Source organism: Pseudogemmobacter humi, assembly GCF_900609055.1.
Lineage (GTDB): Bacteria > Pseudomonadota > Alphaproteobacteria > Rhodobacterales > Rhodobacteraceae > Pseudogemmobacter > Pseudogemmobacter humi.
On record NZ_UXAW01000066.1, the window covers coordinates 13575 to 28410 of the forward strand.

Genomic DNA, 14836 nt, shown 5'->3' on the forward strand with positions numbered 1-14836 from the left:
CCCGGCTCCTCTTCCGCGCGGGGGAGCCGGGTCTTTAAAGGTAGCGGCCTGCGCGTTGCAGCACCTCGATCTGATAGCCGTCGGGATCGGCGATGAAGAAAAAGCGCGCGATCACCGCGCCGCCGGGGGCGAAATCCACCAGCTTGCGCGGGCCAAGCCCGGCGGCGTCCAGCCGGGCGTGTTCGGCATCCACATCGGCGACGGAAAACGCCAGATGGCCGTAGCCATCGCCGAGGGCGTAGGGTTCGGTGCGGCCCTTGTTCACGGTCAGCTCCAGCTCGAAGCCGGTTTCCGTATTGGCCAGATAGATCAGGGTGAAACTCTCGAAATCCAGCCGCTCGACGATCTTCAGCCCGAAGGCCTTGTCGTAGAATGCGACCGAGCGCTCTTCCTCAAGCACCCGAATCATCGAATGGATCATCTTTGCCATGTCTGCTCCTTGCCTTTCGGTCAGGAGACGGCAGTTTCCGGCGGCCGGGGTAGTATCATGCTACCGGCACGCGATTTAGGGGCATTTTATCTTGCCGGCCCCGGTCCTGCGGCAAGGCCCGGAGCCGTCTGCGAAGCGCGGCCCCTGGCAGCCCCCGCGTGCCGCCGGGTTGTGGGCCCGGTCGCCTCTCGTTTCTTCCGGGGGCGCGAGGCTCTTTCCCGCGCCGGACGCAGGCCTGGCCGGTCCGCCCTGCGCGACCCATTGCCCGAGGGCTTGCTGCCGCTCCTCTCCCCTGAAGTCGTCGAAGAGATCTCCGCAAGGCATGGGGCGGCTCAGACCCCCGGATGGATGGCCCGACCCAGGCGGGCCGGAGGCGCCCCGCCCTTGCCTTAAGGCCCGGCCATTCGTGCAGCACGGGCTGTGTCGCGGTGGAATGGTGCGGCTGATGCACCATTCCGCCTGCCGGAAACTGCTTGTTTACGACCTGTCGCAGCCTAGGCTCCGGGCAGAAGAAACGATACGAATTCCAACAGGAGAAGTTACAATGCAAAGCATGACGCGTCGTTCTCTTTTGTCGGTCGGCGCCGCTGCGGGCGTGGGCGCGGCACTGGGAATCCGTCCGGCCCTGGCCGGGGACTCTGCGCTTTACGAGGCGGCGAAGGCCGAGGGCGAACTGAACCTTTACTGGGGATCCTACGAGCAGAAGACGATCGACGAGCTGATCGCGGCCTTTACCGCCCGATATCCCGGGATCGGTGTCAATCTGTTGCGCCAGGCCTCGCAGACCGTCTACACCCGGCTGCGGCTGGAGATGGACAATGACGCGGTGCAATGCGACTCGCTCGGCACCACCAATGTGCTGCATTACAACGAACTGAAATCGCTCGATGCGCTGCGCCCCTACAAGCCGGCCGCGGCGGAGATGATCCCCGAGGCCTTCCGCACGCTCGACCCGGACGGGCTGTTCCATGTCGGCGCGATCAGCCTGATCTGCATCAACCGCTCGGCTTCGGTCGAGGGGCCGAAATCCTGGGCCGAGATGGTCGGCGGCGGTTTCGCCGGCGAGATTTCCTGCGGCAGCCCCGCCCATTCCGGCGATGTGGCGCATTGGACGGTGGCGATGCTGGCGAAATTCGGCGAGGATTTCCTGCGCGATTTCGCGGCGCAAAAGCCGAAGATCGGCCAGTCCAGCGTCGATTCCGTCACCGACATCCTGGCAGGCGAGCGCACCGTCGGCGCCAGCGCACCCTACAGCTATACGCTGACCCAGAAAGCCGCCGGCAATCCGATCGACGTGACGATGCCGTCGGACGATGCGATCCTGAACCTCGGGATCACGGGAATTCCCGCGAAGGCGCCGCATCCCAACGCGGGCCAGCTTTTCAACGAATTCCTCTATTCGCCGGAAGCCTCGCAGGTTCTGGTCGCCAACAACTGGCCCAGCCTGCGCAGCGATGTGCCCTGGGCCGGCGGGCTGAGCCTCGATCAGATCGGCTGGTATCGCAATCCCGCCGAGGGCCTGACCGAGGCCATGGCGGAGGCGATCGAAAAGTGGAAAGACATCGTGGCCTGACCACGGCGCTATGGCCGCCGGGCCCATACCGGCGGCCGCGAAATCCGGCGACCCGGGCGGCAGCGCCCGGGCTTCGCCCCTTTGCTGCCCGACCGTTCCGCGAGACCCCGAGATGACCTCACAGCCCCGCCCGGCCCTGTCCGGCATCATCGGCCACAACCTGCCGCGCTGGCTGGTGCTGACGCTGGTGACGCTGGCGCTTTTGCTTCTGGTTGCCCATCCGCTTGGCTGGATTCTGTGGAACAGCTTCCACGATGACAGCACCAAAGAGCTGACGCTCGGCAACTACCAGCGGATGTTCACCCGTCCGTCGCTCTGGATTCCCATCGTCAACTCTCTGCTGCTGGCCTTTTCGGTCGCCTTGTTCTCGACGCTGATCGGAGTGCCTCTGGCCTGGCTGGTCGCGCGCACCGACATGCCCGGGCGGGGGTTCATCCGGGCGATGACGATGACCGCCTTCGTGACCCCCTCGTTCATCGGGGCGCTCGGCTGGATCCTTCTGGCGGCGCCGAGGGCGGGCTGGCTGAACGTGGGCTGGCGCAACCTCACCGGGGCAGAGGGGCAGCTTCTCGACATCTACACCATGACGGGGACGATCTTCGTCTGCGCCATCTATACCGTGCCCTATACGTTCGCTCTGGTCGCCAGCGCCTTCGACGAGATGGCGGTCGAGCTGGAGGACGCCGCAACCACGCTTGGCGCGGGAAAATGGCGCACGATGCTTTCGATCACCGTGCCGCTGGCAAGCCCGGCCTTCCTTGTCGGCTTCATCCTGTCCTTCATCCAGGGCATGACGCTGTTCGGCGTGCCGGCCTTTCTGCTGACCCCTTCGGGCACACGGGTCGTCACCACCCAGCTTGCGGAATTCTATCAGCTTTTCCCGCCCGAGATCTTTCTGGCCGCGGCCTATTGCATGCCGCTGCTGATCGTGACGGCGGGGCTGTTCTGGATCCGCCGCCGTATCCTCGGGCGCCGCCAGTTCACCACCATCGGCGGCAAGACCCGCCGCACGCGGCGGATCGCACTGGGCGCGCGGGCACGCTGGCTGGGCTTCGCCTTTGCCATGATCGTGCCGGTCACCGCGGTCATCCTGCCCTTCGCCGCGCTGCTGCTGGTGTCCCTGTCGAAAGCCTGGGGGATGGGGCCGGTGTCGGGGAATTTCACCCTCGACTGGTATCGCTGGGCGCTGCTGGAAAACGGCGAGACGCAACGCGCCATCGTCAATTCGCTGCTCTATGCCGGGATAGCCGCCTCGGTCTGCATGCTGCTTGGCGTGGTTGTCGCCTATATCTCCGAGCGCCGGCTGTTCAGCGGCGCCGCCATCCTCGGCGCGCTGGCGACCACGCCGATCATCATCCCGGGGATCGTGCTCTCGGTCGGCTTCTTCTCGGCCTATACCCGCCCGCCCTTCGGTTTCTATGGCTCGGCCGTGCTGGTGATCGCAGCCTTCGTCGCGACCTTCCTGCCGATCGCCTATTCCCAGGGCACCACCACGATCAAAGGCATCAGCCCCGATCTGGAACGCGCCGCCCGCAGCGTGGGCGCCGGAGAGATCCGCACCTTCCTGTCGATCACCGCGCCCCTGATGCGGACGGGCCTCGTCTCGGGCTGGCTTCTGGTCTTCATCCCGATCATGCGGGAACTGTCGGTCGCGATTTTCCTCGTCTCGCCGAAAACGAATGTGATGACCACGCTGATCTACAATTACAAGGACGGCGGCAATTACGAGGCCGTGGCAGCGACCAGTGTGGTGCTGCTGGCCGGAACCCTGGTGATCGTGCTTCTGGCCCGGCTTCTGGTCGGTCAGGGCAGCCGCCGCACCCGCAAAACCCCGACCACGGACTCTGCCGCATGAGTGATATCCGCATCAAAGGGCTGAACAAGACGTTCGGCACCTATCAGGCCCTGCGCAATCTGAACCTGGACCTTGCCGACGGGCATCTGCTGGCGCTGCTCGGCCCTTCGGGCTGCGGCAAATCCACCACCTTGCAGATGCTGGCCGGGTTCGAGGCGCCGAGCAGCGGCGAGATCTGGGCGGGGGACCGGCTGATCTCAAGCCCCACCTCGGTGGTGCCGCCCGAGAAGCGCGGCATCTCGCTGGTGTTCCAGAACTATGCGGTCTGGCCGCATATGACGGTGGCGGAGAACATCGCCTTCGGTCTGAAGATCCGGCGGCTGTCGCGCAGCGAGGTGGCCGAGGGAACCAGGGCGGCGCTGGATGCGGTGCGCCTTGGCCAGCTTGCCGACCGCTACCCGTCCGAGCTTTCGGGCGGTCAGCAGCAGCGCGTGGCGCTGGCGCGGGCGCTAGCGGTCCGGCCCGGCATCCTGCTGCTGGATGAGCCGCTGTCGAACCTGGACGCCGCCCTGCGCGACGAGATGCGCTTCGAGATCCGTCGGGTGCATGACGAGCTGGGGATCACCACCGTCTATGTGACCCATGACCAGTCCGAGGCCCTGGTGACGGCGGACCGGATCGCGGTGATGAAACTGGGCGAGCTTCAGCAGCTCGGGGCGCCCGAAGAGGTGTTCGACCGGCCGGCAAATGAATTCGTCGCCTCTTTCATCGGCAACAACAACACCGTTCCGGGCATAAGCGCCGGCAAGGGTGCGCTCAGGTTCGGCGGCGAGACCGTCACCGCACTTGATCGCAGCGGGGCGGGTGAGGGGGGCGGGGCCGTTCTGATCATCCGCCCCGGCAAGATCCGGCTGTATGAGGAGGGAACCGCGCCCGCCGGTCTGGCGAACGCCCTGCCGGCGACGGTGCTGCGCTCGGCCTATCTGGGCGAGAGCCGCGATATCCTCGCCGAACTGGCGACCGGGGCCACGATGCGGGTGCTGGTGCCGCCGGAGCAGCGCCCGGCGCCGGGCGACAGGGTGGTCCTCGAACTGCCGGCCGCGCATTGTCAGATCCTGCCGGGAGGCTGATCCGGCCGCAGGACGAGGCGGCGGCCACCGGGCGCCAGTCCTGGCGGCTCGGCCAGTTCTACGCCGTCAGCATCCTGGCGCGCAGTCTGCTGATCGCGGTCATTCCCGCCATCGCGCTGTTGCGGCTCGGGGACGCGGGCCTCGTCAGCGCGGTCTATTTTGCGTCGAGCTGCCTGACGTTCACGATCAGCCTGGCGCTGCCGCGGGTGCTGCACCGGCTCGGGCTGCGCGGGATCCTTGCCGCGGGCACCCTAAGCGGGGTGCTCTGCGGTCTTTCCTTCCTGCTGCCGGGCCTTGCCGGTCTGGTTCCCGGGCTGACGCTGCATGTGCTGATGGTGCTTTGCTTCGAGAATGCCAGCAATCTCGCGGCTTTGCGGCTGATCGCCCGCCGCGATCAGCCCGCGTTCGAGGCCCGCCGCGTCATGCTGGCCGCCCCCGCCTATATGCTGGGCCCGGTGATCGGCACCGCCTTGCAGGAGGCGGGACTGGTGGGGCTGGTCTTTGCGGCGGCCGCGCTTTGCGCCTGTCTTGCGCCGCTTCTGGTTTTCATGGCCGGGCGCGGGGCCGCCGCCGTCCGCCCCGCCCCGGCGGCGCCTGCCGCAAGCGGTTTCGCGCTGCGCGGCTTCCTGTCTGCGCCGCGTTTGCGGGCGGCATGGCTGCTGGCCGTCGGCCGGGCGATGTGGTGGCAGATGCTTTTCGTCTACACCCCCCTGATGGCGCTGTCCCTTGGCGAGGGGCTGGCGCAGGCCGGGATCGTCGTCTCGCTGGCTTCGGCGCTTTTGCTGAGCGCGCCGCTCTGGGCGCGGCTGACCCGGCGGATGGGTCTCAGGCGGTTCATGATCGCCGCCTATATCCTTTGCGGGCTCTTCGCCTGCCTTGCCGGCGTGCTGGCGCAGTATTCCTTCCCGCTTTTCGCCGCCGCGATCCTGCTCTCGGCGCTTGGCGTAAGCGCGATCGACAGCGTGGCCAATACGCCCTTCCTGCGGGCCGTGCGTCCGCGAGATGCGGCGCGGATGGTTCCGATCTACAACACGTTCCGCGAAGTGGCGCAGATCGTGCCGGCGGGGGTCTATGCGCTTCTCCTGCTCTTCGCCGAGATCCGGCACATCTTCATCCTGACCGGGCTGAGCCTTGCCGCCTTCGCCTGGTTCTGCCGGTTCCTGCCGCGCCGGGGCTGATCCTGCCTTCGCCACGGCGGCCCGGGAGGGCGTCTCATCCCGTTTTGCCGGAATGGTGCCTTTCCCGCACCGATGCCGCAGCGAATAACTGATTGTTTGCAAGGTGGTTATGTGGAGCAATGACGCGAGGAAAACGGCGGAGGATCCGCCGGGAAATCCACGAGACAACCCTTTCGCACCCGCCGGTTGCAAGCCCCTATCCCGCGCGCCCTCTCCGGCGCGTGAAAAGGGCCACGTCGCGGGGGCGTTATCGCCAGAGGCCGAAATGCAAGACGAAACCACGACGAACCAACCCGCCGCGCCGCTTGCGGGGATCACGGTGCTGGATGTCACCCATATGCTTTCGGGGCCTTACTGCACCTGGATCCTCGGCGCCCTCGGGGCCGATGTGATCAAGGTGGAACGCCCGGATGCCGGCGATTTCACCCGCATCGTGGCGCCGTTCCACGAAGAGGAAAGCATCTATTTCCTTTCGGTGAACCGCAACAAGCGCAGCATCACGATCAATCTGAAAAGCGAAGAGGGCAAGTCCCTGTTTTGCAGCCTTGCCGCGCGCGCCGATGTGCTGGTCGAGAACAACCGGGCGGGGGTGATGGACCGGCTTGGCCTCGGCGCGGCCGCGATGCGCGCGATCAACCCGGGCCTGATCTACGCCTCGATCTCGGGCTTCGGCCAGGACGGGCCCTACAGCGGCCGCGCGGCTTTCGACGTGATCGCCCAGGCGCTGTCGGGCATGATGAGCATCACCGGCGAGCCCGACCGCGGCCCCGCCCGGGTGGGCGCCTCGATCGGGGATATCGGCGCCTCGCTTTTCGCGGTGATCGGGATCCTCGCCGATCTGGTGCGGCGCGGCCGGACCGGGGCGGGGGGGCGGATCGACGTTGCCATGCTCGATTGCCAGCTGGCGCTGATGGAAAACGCCATCGCCCGCACCGCCATCAGGGGCGAGGTGCCGGGCAGGCTGGGCAGCCGCCATCCGCTGATCGCGCCGTTTCAGGCCTTTGCGACCGCCGACCGGCCGCTGGCGGTCTGCGTCGACACCCAGGCGCAATGGGAGCGGCTGTGCCGCGCGCTCGGGCTGGAACGTCTGTTCGACGAGCCGGATTTCGCCACTGGCTCGTTGCGCGCCCTGCACCACGCAAGGCTGGAGCCGATCCTGGCCGGGACTTTCCGCACGCGCGACCGCGACAGCTGGCTTGCGATCCTGGAGGCGGCCGACGTGCCTTCCAGCGCGATCAATTCGGTGCCCGAGGCCATCGAAGACGCGCAGGTCCGCCATCGCGGCATGATCGCCGAAGTGCCGGAAGGCTCGGGCCGGCGTTTCGTGCGGGTGCCGATCCTGCGGCCGGGCGAGGCGGGCCACACTGAGACGCCGGCGCCACGCCTTGGCGAACATACCGAAGAGATCCTTGCCGGTCTGGGGCTGACGGTCGAGGATATCGCGCGGTTGCGCACCGCTGGCGCGATCTGAGAATACCGCAGGCAGAGGAACCGAAATTGACCAATCTTGTCGAGGCTTTCGATCTGGCGGGCCGGGCCGGGCGCCCGGTGCTGATCCCTTTCGCGGGCGGTGTCGGGCAGACCGCCGTCACCTGCGGCGATCTGCGGGCGCTGGCCGCCCGCTTCGCCGGAGTGCTGGACGAACTGGGCCTGGTGCCCGGCGACCGGGTGGTGGTCCGGGTCGAGAAAACCGTGGCCAATCTGGCGCTTTACCTGGCCACCCTGCAAAGGGGCGCGGTTTTCGTGCCGCTCAACACCGCCTATCGGCCGCAGGAGGTGGAGTATTTCCTGCGCGACACGTCGGCCCGGCTGGTGGTCTGCGACCCTGCCGATGCAGAGGTCATCCGCCCGGTGGCGGATGAGACCGGCGCCCGGGTGCTGACGCTCGATGCCTTTGGCGAAGGCAGCCTGACCAGGGCCGCGGGCAATCCGCAGCCCGCGATCGTGGCGCGGGACGATGACGATATCGCGGCCATTCTCTACACTTCGGGCACCACCGGAAAGCCGAAAGGCGCGATGCTGAGCCATGGCAACCTGCGCTCGAACGCCATGGCGCTGCGCGATCTGTGGCAGGTGACGGGCGATGACGTGATGCTGCACGCGCTGCCGGTCTTTCATGCGCACGGGCTTTTCGTCGGCTGCAATGTCATGCTTCTGGCCGGGGCGCAGATGCTGTTCCTGCCGAAGTTCGATCTGTCCCTTGTGCTGGACCTGCTGCCGCGCGCCACGGTGATGATGGGCATCCCGACCTTCTACACAAGGCTGCTGGCCGATCCCCGGCTCGACCGTGAAAAGGTGCGCGGGATGCGGCTTTTCACCTGCGGCTCGGCGCCGCTGCTGGCCGAGACCCATCGCGAATGGTCGGCGCGGACCGGAACCGCGATCCTCGAACGCTACGGCATGACCGAGACCGGGATGAACACCTCGAATCCCTATGAGGGCGAGCGCCGCCCGGGCAGCGTCGGCCCGGCCCTGCCGGGCGTATCGGTGCGCGTCACCCGTCCGGGCAGCGCGGAGGTGCTGCCCCCGGGCGAGATCGGCATGATAGAGGTGAAGGGGCCGAATGTCTTCCGCGGCTATTGGGGGCTTCCCGAAAAGACCGCGGCCGAATTCCATCCCGGCGGCTGGTTCATCACCGGCGATCTCGGCTTCATCCAGGAGGACGGTTATGTGCAGATCGTCGGGCGCGGCAAGGATCTGGTGATCACCGGCGGCTTCAACGTCTATCCCAAAGAGGTCGAGACCGAGATCGACGCGCTGGAAGGCGTGGCGGAAAGCGCGGTGATCGGCCTGCCCCATGCCGATTTCGGCGAGGCGGTGACGGCCGTGGTCGTGGCGCAGCCCGGCGCCGCGATCAGCGAGGCCGCGATCCAGGCGGCGCTGCGCGAGCGGCTTGCCGCGTTCAAACTGCCGAAGAAGGTGATCTTCCTGCCGGAACTGCCCCGCAACACCATGGGCAAGGTGCAGAAGGCCCAGCTTCGCGAAATCTATCGCGGGCTTTACTCCGCCTGAGACCGGACGGAGCGGAAAGGCCGCGGTGCGCGCCGCGGCCTTTCGCAGGTGCTGCGCTCACATCAGCGCGGCCAGCCTTTCGCGCGTCTCCGGCGGGAAAACCGCGGCGCGGCGGGTTTCGAGACTGGCGCAAAGCGAGGTCTGGGCCATCGTCGCCGCCAGATAGCCCTGCCGGGCATGGTGCATTTCCATCTGCGCGAACAGCCTTTTGTCGTCGTGATGCGTCAGCGAGAGGGTGACGCGCAAAGGATCGCCCTCGCGCAGCTCGCGGCGGAAGTCGATGCCCGCGTGGACGGTGAACAGCCCGAGCCGGGTCTGCCGCGTCCAGTCGGCGCCGATGCCGCAATCGCCGAAGATCTCATGTCCCAGAAGATCGAAGACCATCGCATAGCAGGCCATGTTCATATGGCCGTACAGATCGATCCAGCCGGGCGCGACGCGGCAGATGCGGTAATTCCCGCGCCAGTGCTGCGGGCGCGGGTCGGGGCCCCCGGATGGGAGGCCCAGGGTGATTTCCTGCATATTCTTCTCCGCTGCGGCCTCAGCTTCCTTTGAAAACCGGCTTTTGCCGGGTGGTGAAGGCCGTGATGGCGGTATGGTAGTCTTCGGATCCGTAACAGGCCATCAGCACGTCCTCGTCTTCCACCGCTGCGATCGCTGTGTCGCGCATCCGCCGCAGGATCTCTTTGGTGCCCCAGAGCGTCAGCGGCGCCAGCGCGGCCATTTCTTCGGCGATCATACGGGCGCGGGGCAGCAGCGACGCCTCGTCGTCCGTCACCTCGCGCAGCGCCCCGGCTTCGGCCAGCGCGCCGGCGGGCAGCAGGCGGGCCGAAAACACCATCTCTTTCGTGCGCGCGGGTCCGATCAGCGCCGTCAGCCGGGCGAAGTTCCGGGCCGAGAGGCAATTGCCCACTGTGCGCGCGATGGGAAAGCCGAAGCGCAGCGAGGGCGTGGCGATCCGCACGTCGCAGGCGGCGGCGATCAGGGCGCCCATCCCGATGCAGGGCCCGGCCATGGCGGCGATGGTGGGCACCCGCAGCGCTTCGAGCCGGGTGGTCACCTCTTCGGCGCTGGCCTCGGTCGCCAGCACGTCGCGGGGCGTCGCCACGGCGCCCAGGTCCGCCATATCGCCCCCGGCCATGAACGAGGGCCGGGCGCCGGGCATCCCCGTCAGCACCAGCCCGCGCAGATCGCGGTCGGTTTCCAGCTCGCGGAAAACCGCGATCATCGCGGTTTCCATCGCATGGGTCATCGCATTGAGCGCGGCCGGCCGGTTGAAGGCCAGCCATTCCACGCGGCCGGTCCGCAGGCGCAGGATCTCGCCGCCGGCCAGTTTTTCGCCCGCCGCCAGCATGGCTTCGGTCATCGGGGGGGTATTCTCTTCGGTCATTCCGGTCTTCCGTCTCAGAAATCGCCGGTGGTGGCGCCGCCATCCGCGATCAGGGTCTGGCCGGTCACATAGGACGCGTCGTCCGATGCAAGGAACGCCACCACCGCGGCGATCTCGGCCGGGTCGCCGAAACGGCCGGCAAGGATCTGGCCGGTCCATTTCGCGCGGATTTCCTCGGGCACCGCCATCACCATCGGGGTTGCGATCACCCCCGGCGCCACCGCATTGACGCGGATGCCGCGCTTTGCCCCTTCGATGGCGGCGGTGCGGGTCAGGCCGGTGATCCCGGCTTTCGCCGAGGAATAATTCGCCTGGCCGAAGGTGCCGAAGATCGCGGTCGAGGCGATGTTGATGATCGCGCCGCCCCGGTCCTGCTGAGCGAAAAGCCGGAAAGCGGTCTGGCAGCCAAGCCAGGTGCCGCGCAGGTTGACGTTGATCACCGCCTCCCAGTCCTCGTCCTGCATCCTGAGAAGCGAGCGGTCGCGGGTGATGCCGGCGATATTCGCAAGGATCGAGATGTCGCGGAAATCCGGGGGCAGGTTTTCGGTCAGCGCTTCCCAGCTTGCGCGTTCGGCCACATCCAGCGCCATCGCGATGGCCGGGCCGGACAGGCCGGCGGCCACCTGCCGCGCGGTTTCAGGATCGCGGTCGGCCACGATCACCCGCCCGCCCTCATCGGCGAGGCGGGCGGCCACCGCGCGCCCGATGCCGCCGGCGCCGCCGGTGACGAGGGCGGTTTTCCCGGAAAGTCCGCGCATGGCTCAGCCCTCCGCCCGGCGTTCGACCAGAAAGACATCCTCGCCCTTCTGCGGCACGCTGCCGTCCTGCTTCACCAGTTCGATCCCGACCCGCACCACGCCGCGGTCGGGTTTCGAGCCCGAGGGACGTTTTTCGAGGATCGTCGCGCGGTATTGCACGGTGTCGCCGATCAGAAGCGGGGCGGCAAAGCTGCGCGAGGTTTGCAGAAAGGCCATGATCGCCCAGTCGTCGATCCCCGAGCGCAGCCCGGTCGAAAGCGAGTGGCCCAGCATTCCATGGGCGATGCGGCGCCCGAAACCGTTTTCCCGGGCGGCGGTCTCGTCCATATGCAGCGGGTTGAAATCGCCGGTCAGCCCCGCGAAGGTCACGATATGGCTTTCGGTGATGGTGACGCGCGACGAGGAATATTCCGCGCCCTCGGTGATATCGTCAAAAAAGATCTGGTTCATTGGGGTTCCTTTCGGGCAGCGGGCCCATTGCGGATGCCGGATCAGACGGGACGGAACACCGGCAAAGCGGTCTCTTCGTCCAGGGGCTCGAAATCGACCCGCAGCTTCAGGCCGATGCGCATATCGGCCTCGTCGATTCCGCGCAGCGAGGACAGCATGATCACGCCTTCATCAAGCCGGACCATCGCGCAGTTGTAGGGCGGCCGTCTGGTGTTGCCGCGGTGGATCACGGTGAAAGAGAACAGCTCGCCGGTGCCTTTCGCCTCGACCCATTCGGGAGTGGCAGAGGGATCATGGATGGAATGGCCGCGCGGATACCATTGGTAACGGCCGGTCGAGGGGCAGCGCTGAATCAGCAGCCGCCCCTGTTTCAGCCCCTCCCAGAACGGGGCGCTGTCGTTGTCGGGAACGGGTTTCATCGCGGAGTCTCCTCAGACCGTCAGGATCGCGGTGGACGAGGCGCAGAACGTGCCGCCCAGCCCGTGGATCAGCGCCGTCTGCGCGCCTTCGACCTGCACGCCCGGCCCGTCGCCGCGCAACTGGCGGGCGCCCTCGATCAGCGCCAGAAGGCCGCGTTTGCCCGGATGGTTCGACGACATGCCGCCGCCATCCGTATTGCAGGGCAGGGCGCCGCCGATCCCGAGATTGCCGTCCGAGACGAAGGCCCCACCCTCGCCGCGCGGGCAGAACCCCAGGTCCTCCAGCGCAAGAAGCGGCGTGATGGTGAAGGCGTCGTAAAGCTGCGCGACATCGATATCCGCGGGGCCGAGCCCCGCCATGGCGAAGGCGCGCTGCCCCGAGATCACCGCGGGCGTCGAGAGATCCTCGGGGATCTGGCTGATCTGGGTGCGCCGCACGGCGGCGCCGAAGCCGGAAAGCAGCACCGGCCTGCGGCGCAGATCCCGGGCGCGTTCGGCGCTGGTCATCACGATGGCGCCGCCGCCGTCGGTGACGAGGCAGCAGTCCAGCCGCCGCAGCGGACTGGCGATCAGCGTCGAGCCGAGCACATCTTCGACGCTCAGCGGGCTGCGCATCTTCGCCTGCGGGTTTTCGGCGGCATGGCGGCGGAAGGTGACGGCGATTTCGGCCAGCTGCGCGGGAGTGGTGCCGTAATCCGCCATATGGCGCTGCGCCATCAGCGCATAGGCCGAAATCAGCGTCGGATCATAGGGAAGCTCGTACTGGCCCGGCCCGGCCGGAAGGACGAAAGGGTCGAAAGAGGGCGTGGTCAGCGGCCACCAGCGCGGGCAGGCGGCATAGGCGATCACCACGACTTCGGCCATGCCGGTGGCGATGGCCGCGGCGGCATGGCCGGCATGGACCAGGTAGGAACATCCCCCCACATCGGTGCCGTTGAACCAGGTGGGGGTGATCCCCGCGTAATCCGCGAATTCGGTGACGCTTTCGACCGCGCCGCCCTCGGCCCAGTCCCCCGAGGCGATGCAAAGCCCGTCGACATCCTTCAGGTGGAGCCCCGCGTCATCCAGCGCCGCAAGGATGCTGTCCATCATGATGCGGAACGGGTGAATCCCCGGCGCATCGCGCAACGGCGATTCATGCAGGCCGACGATCGCCGCCTTGTTTCGGATGCCCGGCATCTGGCCCTCTTTGGTTCTTGCGCTTGCCGCAGGGTCGGCAGGAAGGGCTCTTTCCACAAGCAGTTTGACGGCGGCAAAAAGTTGCATAAAATGCACCAATCCGGCCGCCGGTCCGGCCAGCGCCGCCCGGCTGCACCAGAGAAGGAACCAGAGCCAGATGAACGAGCCGCGCAACATTCCGCCGCTGATCTCGCTCCGGGCCTTTGAGACCTATTCGCGCCATGGCCTCGTGCGCGAGGCGGCCGAAGAGCTTTCGATCTCGCATACGGTGGTGTCGCGCCATATCCAGAATCTGGAATATTTTCTCAAGGTAAAGCTGGTGCGCAAAAGCGGCCGCAACCTTGTGCTGACCCGCGAGGGCGAGCGTTACGCGGAACAGATCCGCCGGGCGTTCGGCATCATCGCATCGGCCTCGGGCGGGCTCAGACGGGGGACCGAAAGCGCCCTGCATATCTCCTGCATGCCCGGGCTGGCGACGCGGCGGATCCTGGGGATGCTGTCCGAGATCGAAAGGACGATCCAGGTCGGCAACCTCACCTTGCAGCCGCAGCTTCTGGGCGCAGAGATGCTGAAAGGCGGCGCCGATGTCGAGCTGACCTACAGCGAGACCGTGCCGGCGATCCCGGGGCTGAGCGCCGAGATCTTTGCAAGCCCGCGGATCATCCCGGTCGCCAGCCCCGAACTGCTGGCGTCGGCGGGCGGGGTGAGGACGCTGTCCGATCTGACCCGGCTGCCGCTGATCCATGAGAAGACCTCCAGACAGTGGGAGGACTGGCTGACCAAGGCCGGCATGGTCGAGATCCCCGAACTGCGCGGCGTCAAGCTCTGGCAGGGAAACCTTTCGATCGAAGGGGCCCGGCTCGGCCAGGGCGTCGCCCTCGTCAGCACGCTGATCGCCAGACCCTCGCTGGAGCAAGGCGAGATCGTCGAGGTCCTGCCCAGCAATGTGCGGCTCGGGGATTATTACATGCTGGCGTCGGACCAGACCTGGAAACGGGCCGAAGTGCAGAAGCTGCGGGACTGGCTGCGCGCGGTCTTTGCCGGCGAGTGAGGTCTGGCGGAACATGCGCGGGCATGGGCCGGCCTGGCCGCGCCCTGCCCATGCCGCTGCGATGCGGGGACGGCCCCGGCTCTCCCGGCGCCGGGCAGAGCTTCTTTTGCGCCGTGCGGGCGGAACGGTCCGGCCTTTTCCGGTTGGACATCCGGTATCTGCGGCGAGATCTGCGGCAGGGCAGGGCAGGGCAGGGCAGGGCAGGGCGCGCGGCGGTGGAAATCCGGGCCATGGCAGGATTTTCTGGCGGGCGCTCGTCATATCCCTTTCGGGTAGCGTTCGCCTTGCCGCTGAGCCATGGCTCCGGGGCGTCTTGCCGGCCCCCGCGTGAACCGTGCCGCGGCGATCCCGGCCTGTGTGTGGGCCATTTCGCGAAAGCCCGCGATCCCCGGGCTCTGCGCAATTCCCGCATTACCCATGGCATTCCGGCCGTCTTCGGCGCCGGGCCCCGCCGCTGTCAGGCAGGCCGCA

At 67.3% G+C, this 14836-nt stretch carries 14 protein-coding genes; 7 read left to right on the top strand and 7 right to left on the bottom strand.

What is annotated here, in order from left to right:
* Positions 1–34: 34 nt before the first annotated feature.
* Positions 35–430 (bottom strand): VOC family protein, encoded by a 396-nt coding sequence (locus tag XINFAN_RS10120; protein WP_124086464.1) that lies wholly within the window; start codon positions 428–430, stop codon positions 35–37.
* A 553-nt stretch (positions 431–983) separates the two neighbouring features.
* Between XINFAN_RS10120 and XINFAN_RS10125 the strand changes: the two genes are divergently transcribed.
* The 6 genes from XINFAN_RS10125 (at position 984) to XINFAN_RS10150 (ending at position 9118) form a co-directional block, all read left to right on the top strand.
* Entirely contained in the window at positions 984–2003 is a 1020-nt protein-coding gene (locus tag XINFAN_RS10125; protein ID WP_199286399.1) for an ABC transporter substrate-binding protein, read from the top strand.
* Between the two features lie 112 nt (positions 2004–2115).
* Positions 2116–3858, top strand: coding sequence for an ABC transporter permease (locus tag XINFAN_RS10130; protein WP_124086468.1), 1743 nt, complete (start codon positions 2116–2118; stop codon positions 3856–3858).
* Positions 3855–4928, top strand: a complete 1074-nt coding sequence (locus tag XINFAN_RS10135) for an ABC transporter ATP-binding protein (protein WP_124086470.1) — start codon at positions 3855–3857, stop codon at positions 4926–4928. The genes XINFAN_RS10130 and XINFAN_RS10135 overlap by 4 nt, the downstream gene beginning before the upstream one ends.
* Positions 4904–6106: an MFS transporter gene (locus XINFAN_RS10140; RefSeq protein ID WP_124086472.1), complete on the top strand. Its 1203-nt coding sequence runs from the start codon at positions 4904–4906 to the stop codon at positions 6104–6106. Before XINFAN_RS10135 ends, XINFAN_RS10140 begins: the two co-directional genes overlap by 25 nt.
* 265 nt (positions 6107–6371) lie before the next feature.
* Positions 6372–7577, top strand: coding sequence for a CaiB/BaiF CoA transferase family protein (locus tag XINFAN_RS10145; protein WP_124086474.1), 1206 nt, complete (start codon positions 6372–6374; stop codon positions 7575–7577).
* A 26-nt stretch (positions 7578–7603) separates the two neighbouring features.
* On the top strand, positions 7604–9118 hold the full coding sequence (locus tag XINFAN_RS10150) for a malonate--CoA ligase (protein WP_124086476.1): 1515 nt from the start codon (positions 7604–7606) through the stop codon (positions 9116–9118).
* Positions 9119–9175: 57 nt separating this feature from the next.
* On the opposite strand, the gene XINFAN_RS10155 is transcribed toward XINFAN_RS10150, so the two are convergent.
* The 6 genes from XINFAN_RS10155 to XINFAN_RS10180 are packed head-to-tail and all read right to left on the bottom strand — an operon-like array spanning position 9176 to position 13314.
* On the bottom strand, positions 9176–9640 hold the full coding sequence (locus XINFAN_RS10155; protein ID WP_124086478.1) for an acyl-CoA thioesterase: 465 nt from the start codon (positions 9638–9640) through the stop codon (positions 9176–9178).
* A 19-nt stretch (positions 9641–9659) separates the two neighbouring features.
* The gene (locus XINFAN_RS10160; RefSeq protein ID WP_199286400.1) at positions 9660–10508 is read right to left on the bottom strand and encodes an enoyl-CoA hydratase; all 849 of its coding nucleotides are present in this window, start codon (positions 10506–10508) and stop codon (positions 9660–9662) included.
* Between the two features lie 14 nt (positions 10509–10522).
* Positions 10523–11266: an SDR family oxidoreductase gene (locus tag XINFAN_RS10165; RefSeq protein WP_124086480.1), complete on the bottom strand. Its 744-nt coding sequence runs from the start codon at positions 11264–11266 to the stop codon at positions 10523–10525.
* Between the two features lie 3 nt (positions 11267–11269).
* The gene (locus XINFAN_RS10170; RefSeq protein WP_124086482.1) at positions 11270–11716 is read right to left on the bottom strand and encodes a MaoC/PaaZ C-terminal domain-containing protein; all 447 of its coding nucleotides are present in this window, start codon (positions 11714–11716) and stop codon (positions 11270–11272) included.
* A gap of 41 nt (positions 11717–11757) precedes the next feature.
* The gene (locus tag XINFAN_RS10175; protein ID WP_124086483.1) at positions 11758–12135 is read right to left on the bottom strand and encodes a Zn-ribbon domain-containing OB-fold protein; all 378 of its coding nucleotides are present in this window, start codon (positions 12133–12135) and stop codon (positions 11758–11760) included.
* 12 nt (positions 12136–12147) lie between these two features.
* Positions 12148–13314 carry an acetyl-CoA acetyltransferase gene (locus XINFAN_RS10180; protein ID WP_124086484.1) on the bottom strand — a complete coding sequence of 389 codons (1167 nt, stop codon included), beginning with the start codon at positions 13312–13314 and terminating at the stop codon, positions 12148–12150.
* Positions 13315–13471: 157 nt separating this feature from the next.
* Here XINFAN_RS10180 and XINFAN_RS10185 point away from each other — a divergent pair, with 157 nt between their 5' ends.
* Positions 13472–14365: a LysR substrate-binding domain-containing protein gene (locus XINFAN_RS10185; RefSeq protein ID WP_160144587.1), complete on the top strand. Its 894-nt coding sequence runs from the start codon at positions 13472–13474 to the stop codon at positions 14363–14365.
* Positions 14366–14836: the final 471 nt, after the last annotated feature.

Excerpts from the sequence above, each read along its gene's own strand:
- XINFAN_RS10120 (WP_124086464.1), bottom strand. The coding sequence starts at position 430 with ATGGCAAAGATGATCCATTCGATGATTCGGGTGCTTGAGGAAGAGCGC.
- XINFAN_RS10125 (WP_199286399.1), top strand. The coding sequence starts at position 984 with ATGACGCGTCGTTCTCTTTTGTCGGTCGGCGCCGCTGCGGGCGTGGGC.
- XINFAN_RS10130 (WP_124086468.1), top strand. The coding sequence starts at position 2,116 with ATGACCTCACAGCCCCGCCCGGCCCTGTCCGGCATCATCGGCCACAAC.
- XINFAN_RS10135 (WP_124086470.1), top strand. The coding sequence starts at position 3,855 with ATGAGTGATATCCGCATCAAAGGGCTGAACAAGACGTTCGGCACCTAT.
- XINFAN_RS10145 (WP_124086474.1), top strand. The coding sequence starts at position 6,372 with ATGCAAGACGAAACCACGACGAACCAACCCGCCGCGCCGCTTGCGGGG.
- XINFAN_RS10155 (WP_124086478.1), bottom strand. The coding sequence starts at position 9,640 with ATGCAGGAAATCACCCTGGGCCTCCCATCCGGGGGCCCCGACCCGCGC.
- XINFAN_RS10160 (WP_199286400.1), bottom strand. The coding sequence starts at position 10,508 with ATGACCGAAGAGAATACCCCCCCGATGACCGAAGCCATGCTGGCGGCG.
- XINFAN_RS10165 (WP_124086480.1), bottom strand. The coding sequence starts at position 11,266 with ATGCGCGGACTTTCCGGGAAAACCGCCCTCGTCACCGGCGGCGCCGGC.
- XINFAN_RS10170 (WP_124086482.1), bottom strand. The coding sequence starts at position 11,716 with ATGAACCAGATCTTTTTTGACGATATCACCGAGGGCGCGGAATATTCC.
- XINFAN_RS10175 (WP_124086483.1), bottom strand. The coding sequence starts at position 12,135 with ATGAAACCCGTTCCCGACAACGACAGCGCCCCGTTCTGGGAGGGGCTG.
- XINFAN_RS10180 (WP_124086484.1), bottom strand. The coding sequence starts at position 13,314 with ATGCCGGGCATCCGAAACAAGGCGGCGATCGTCGGCCTGCATGAATCG.
- XINFAN_RS10185 (WP_160144587.1), top strand. The coding sequence starts at position 13,472 with ATGAACGAGCCGCGCAACATTCCGCCGCTGATCTCGCTCCGGGCCTTT.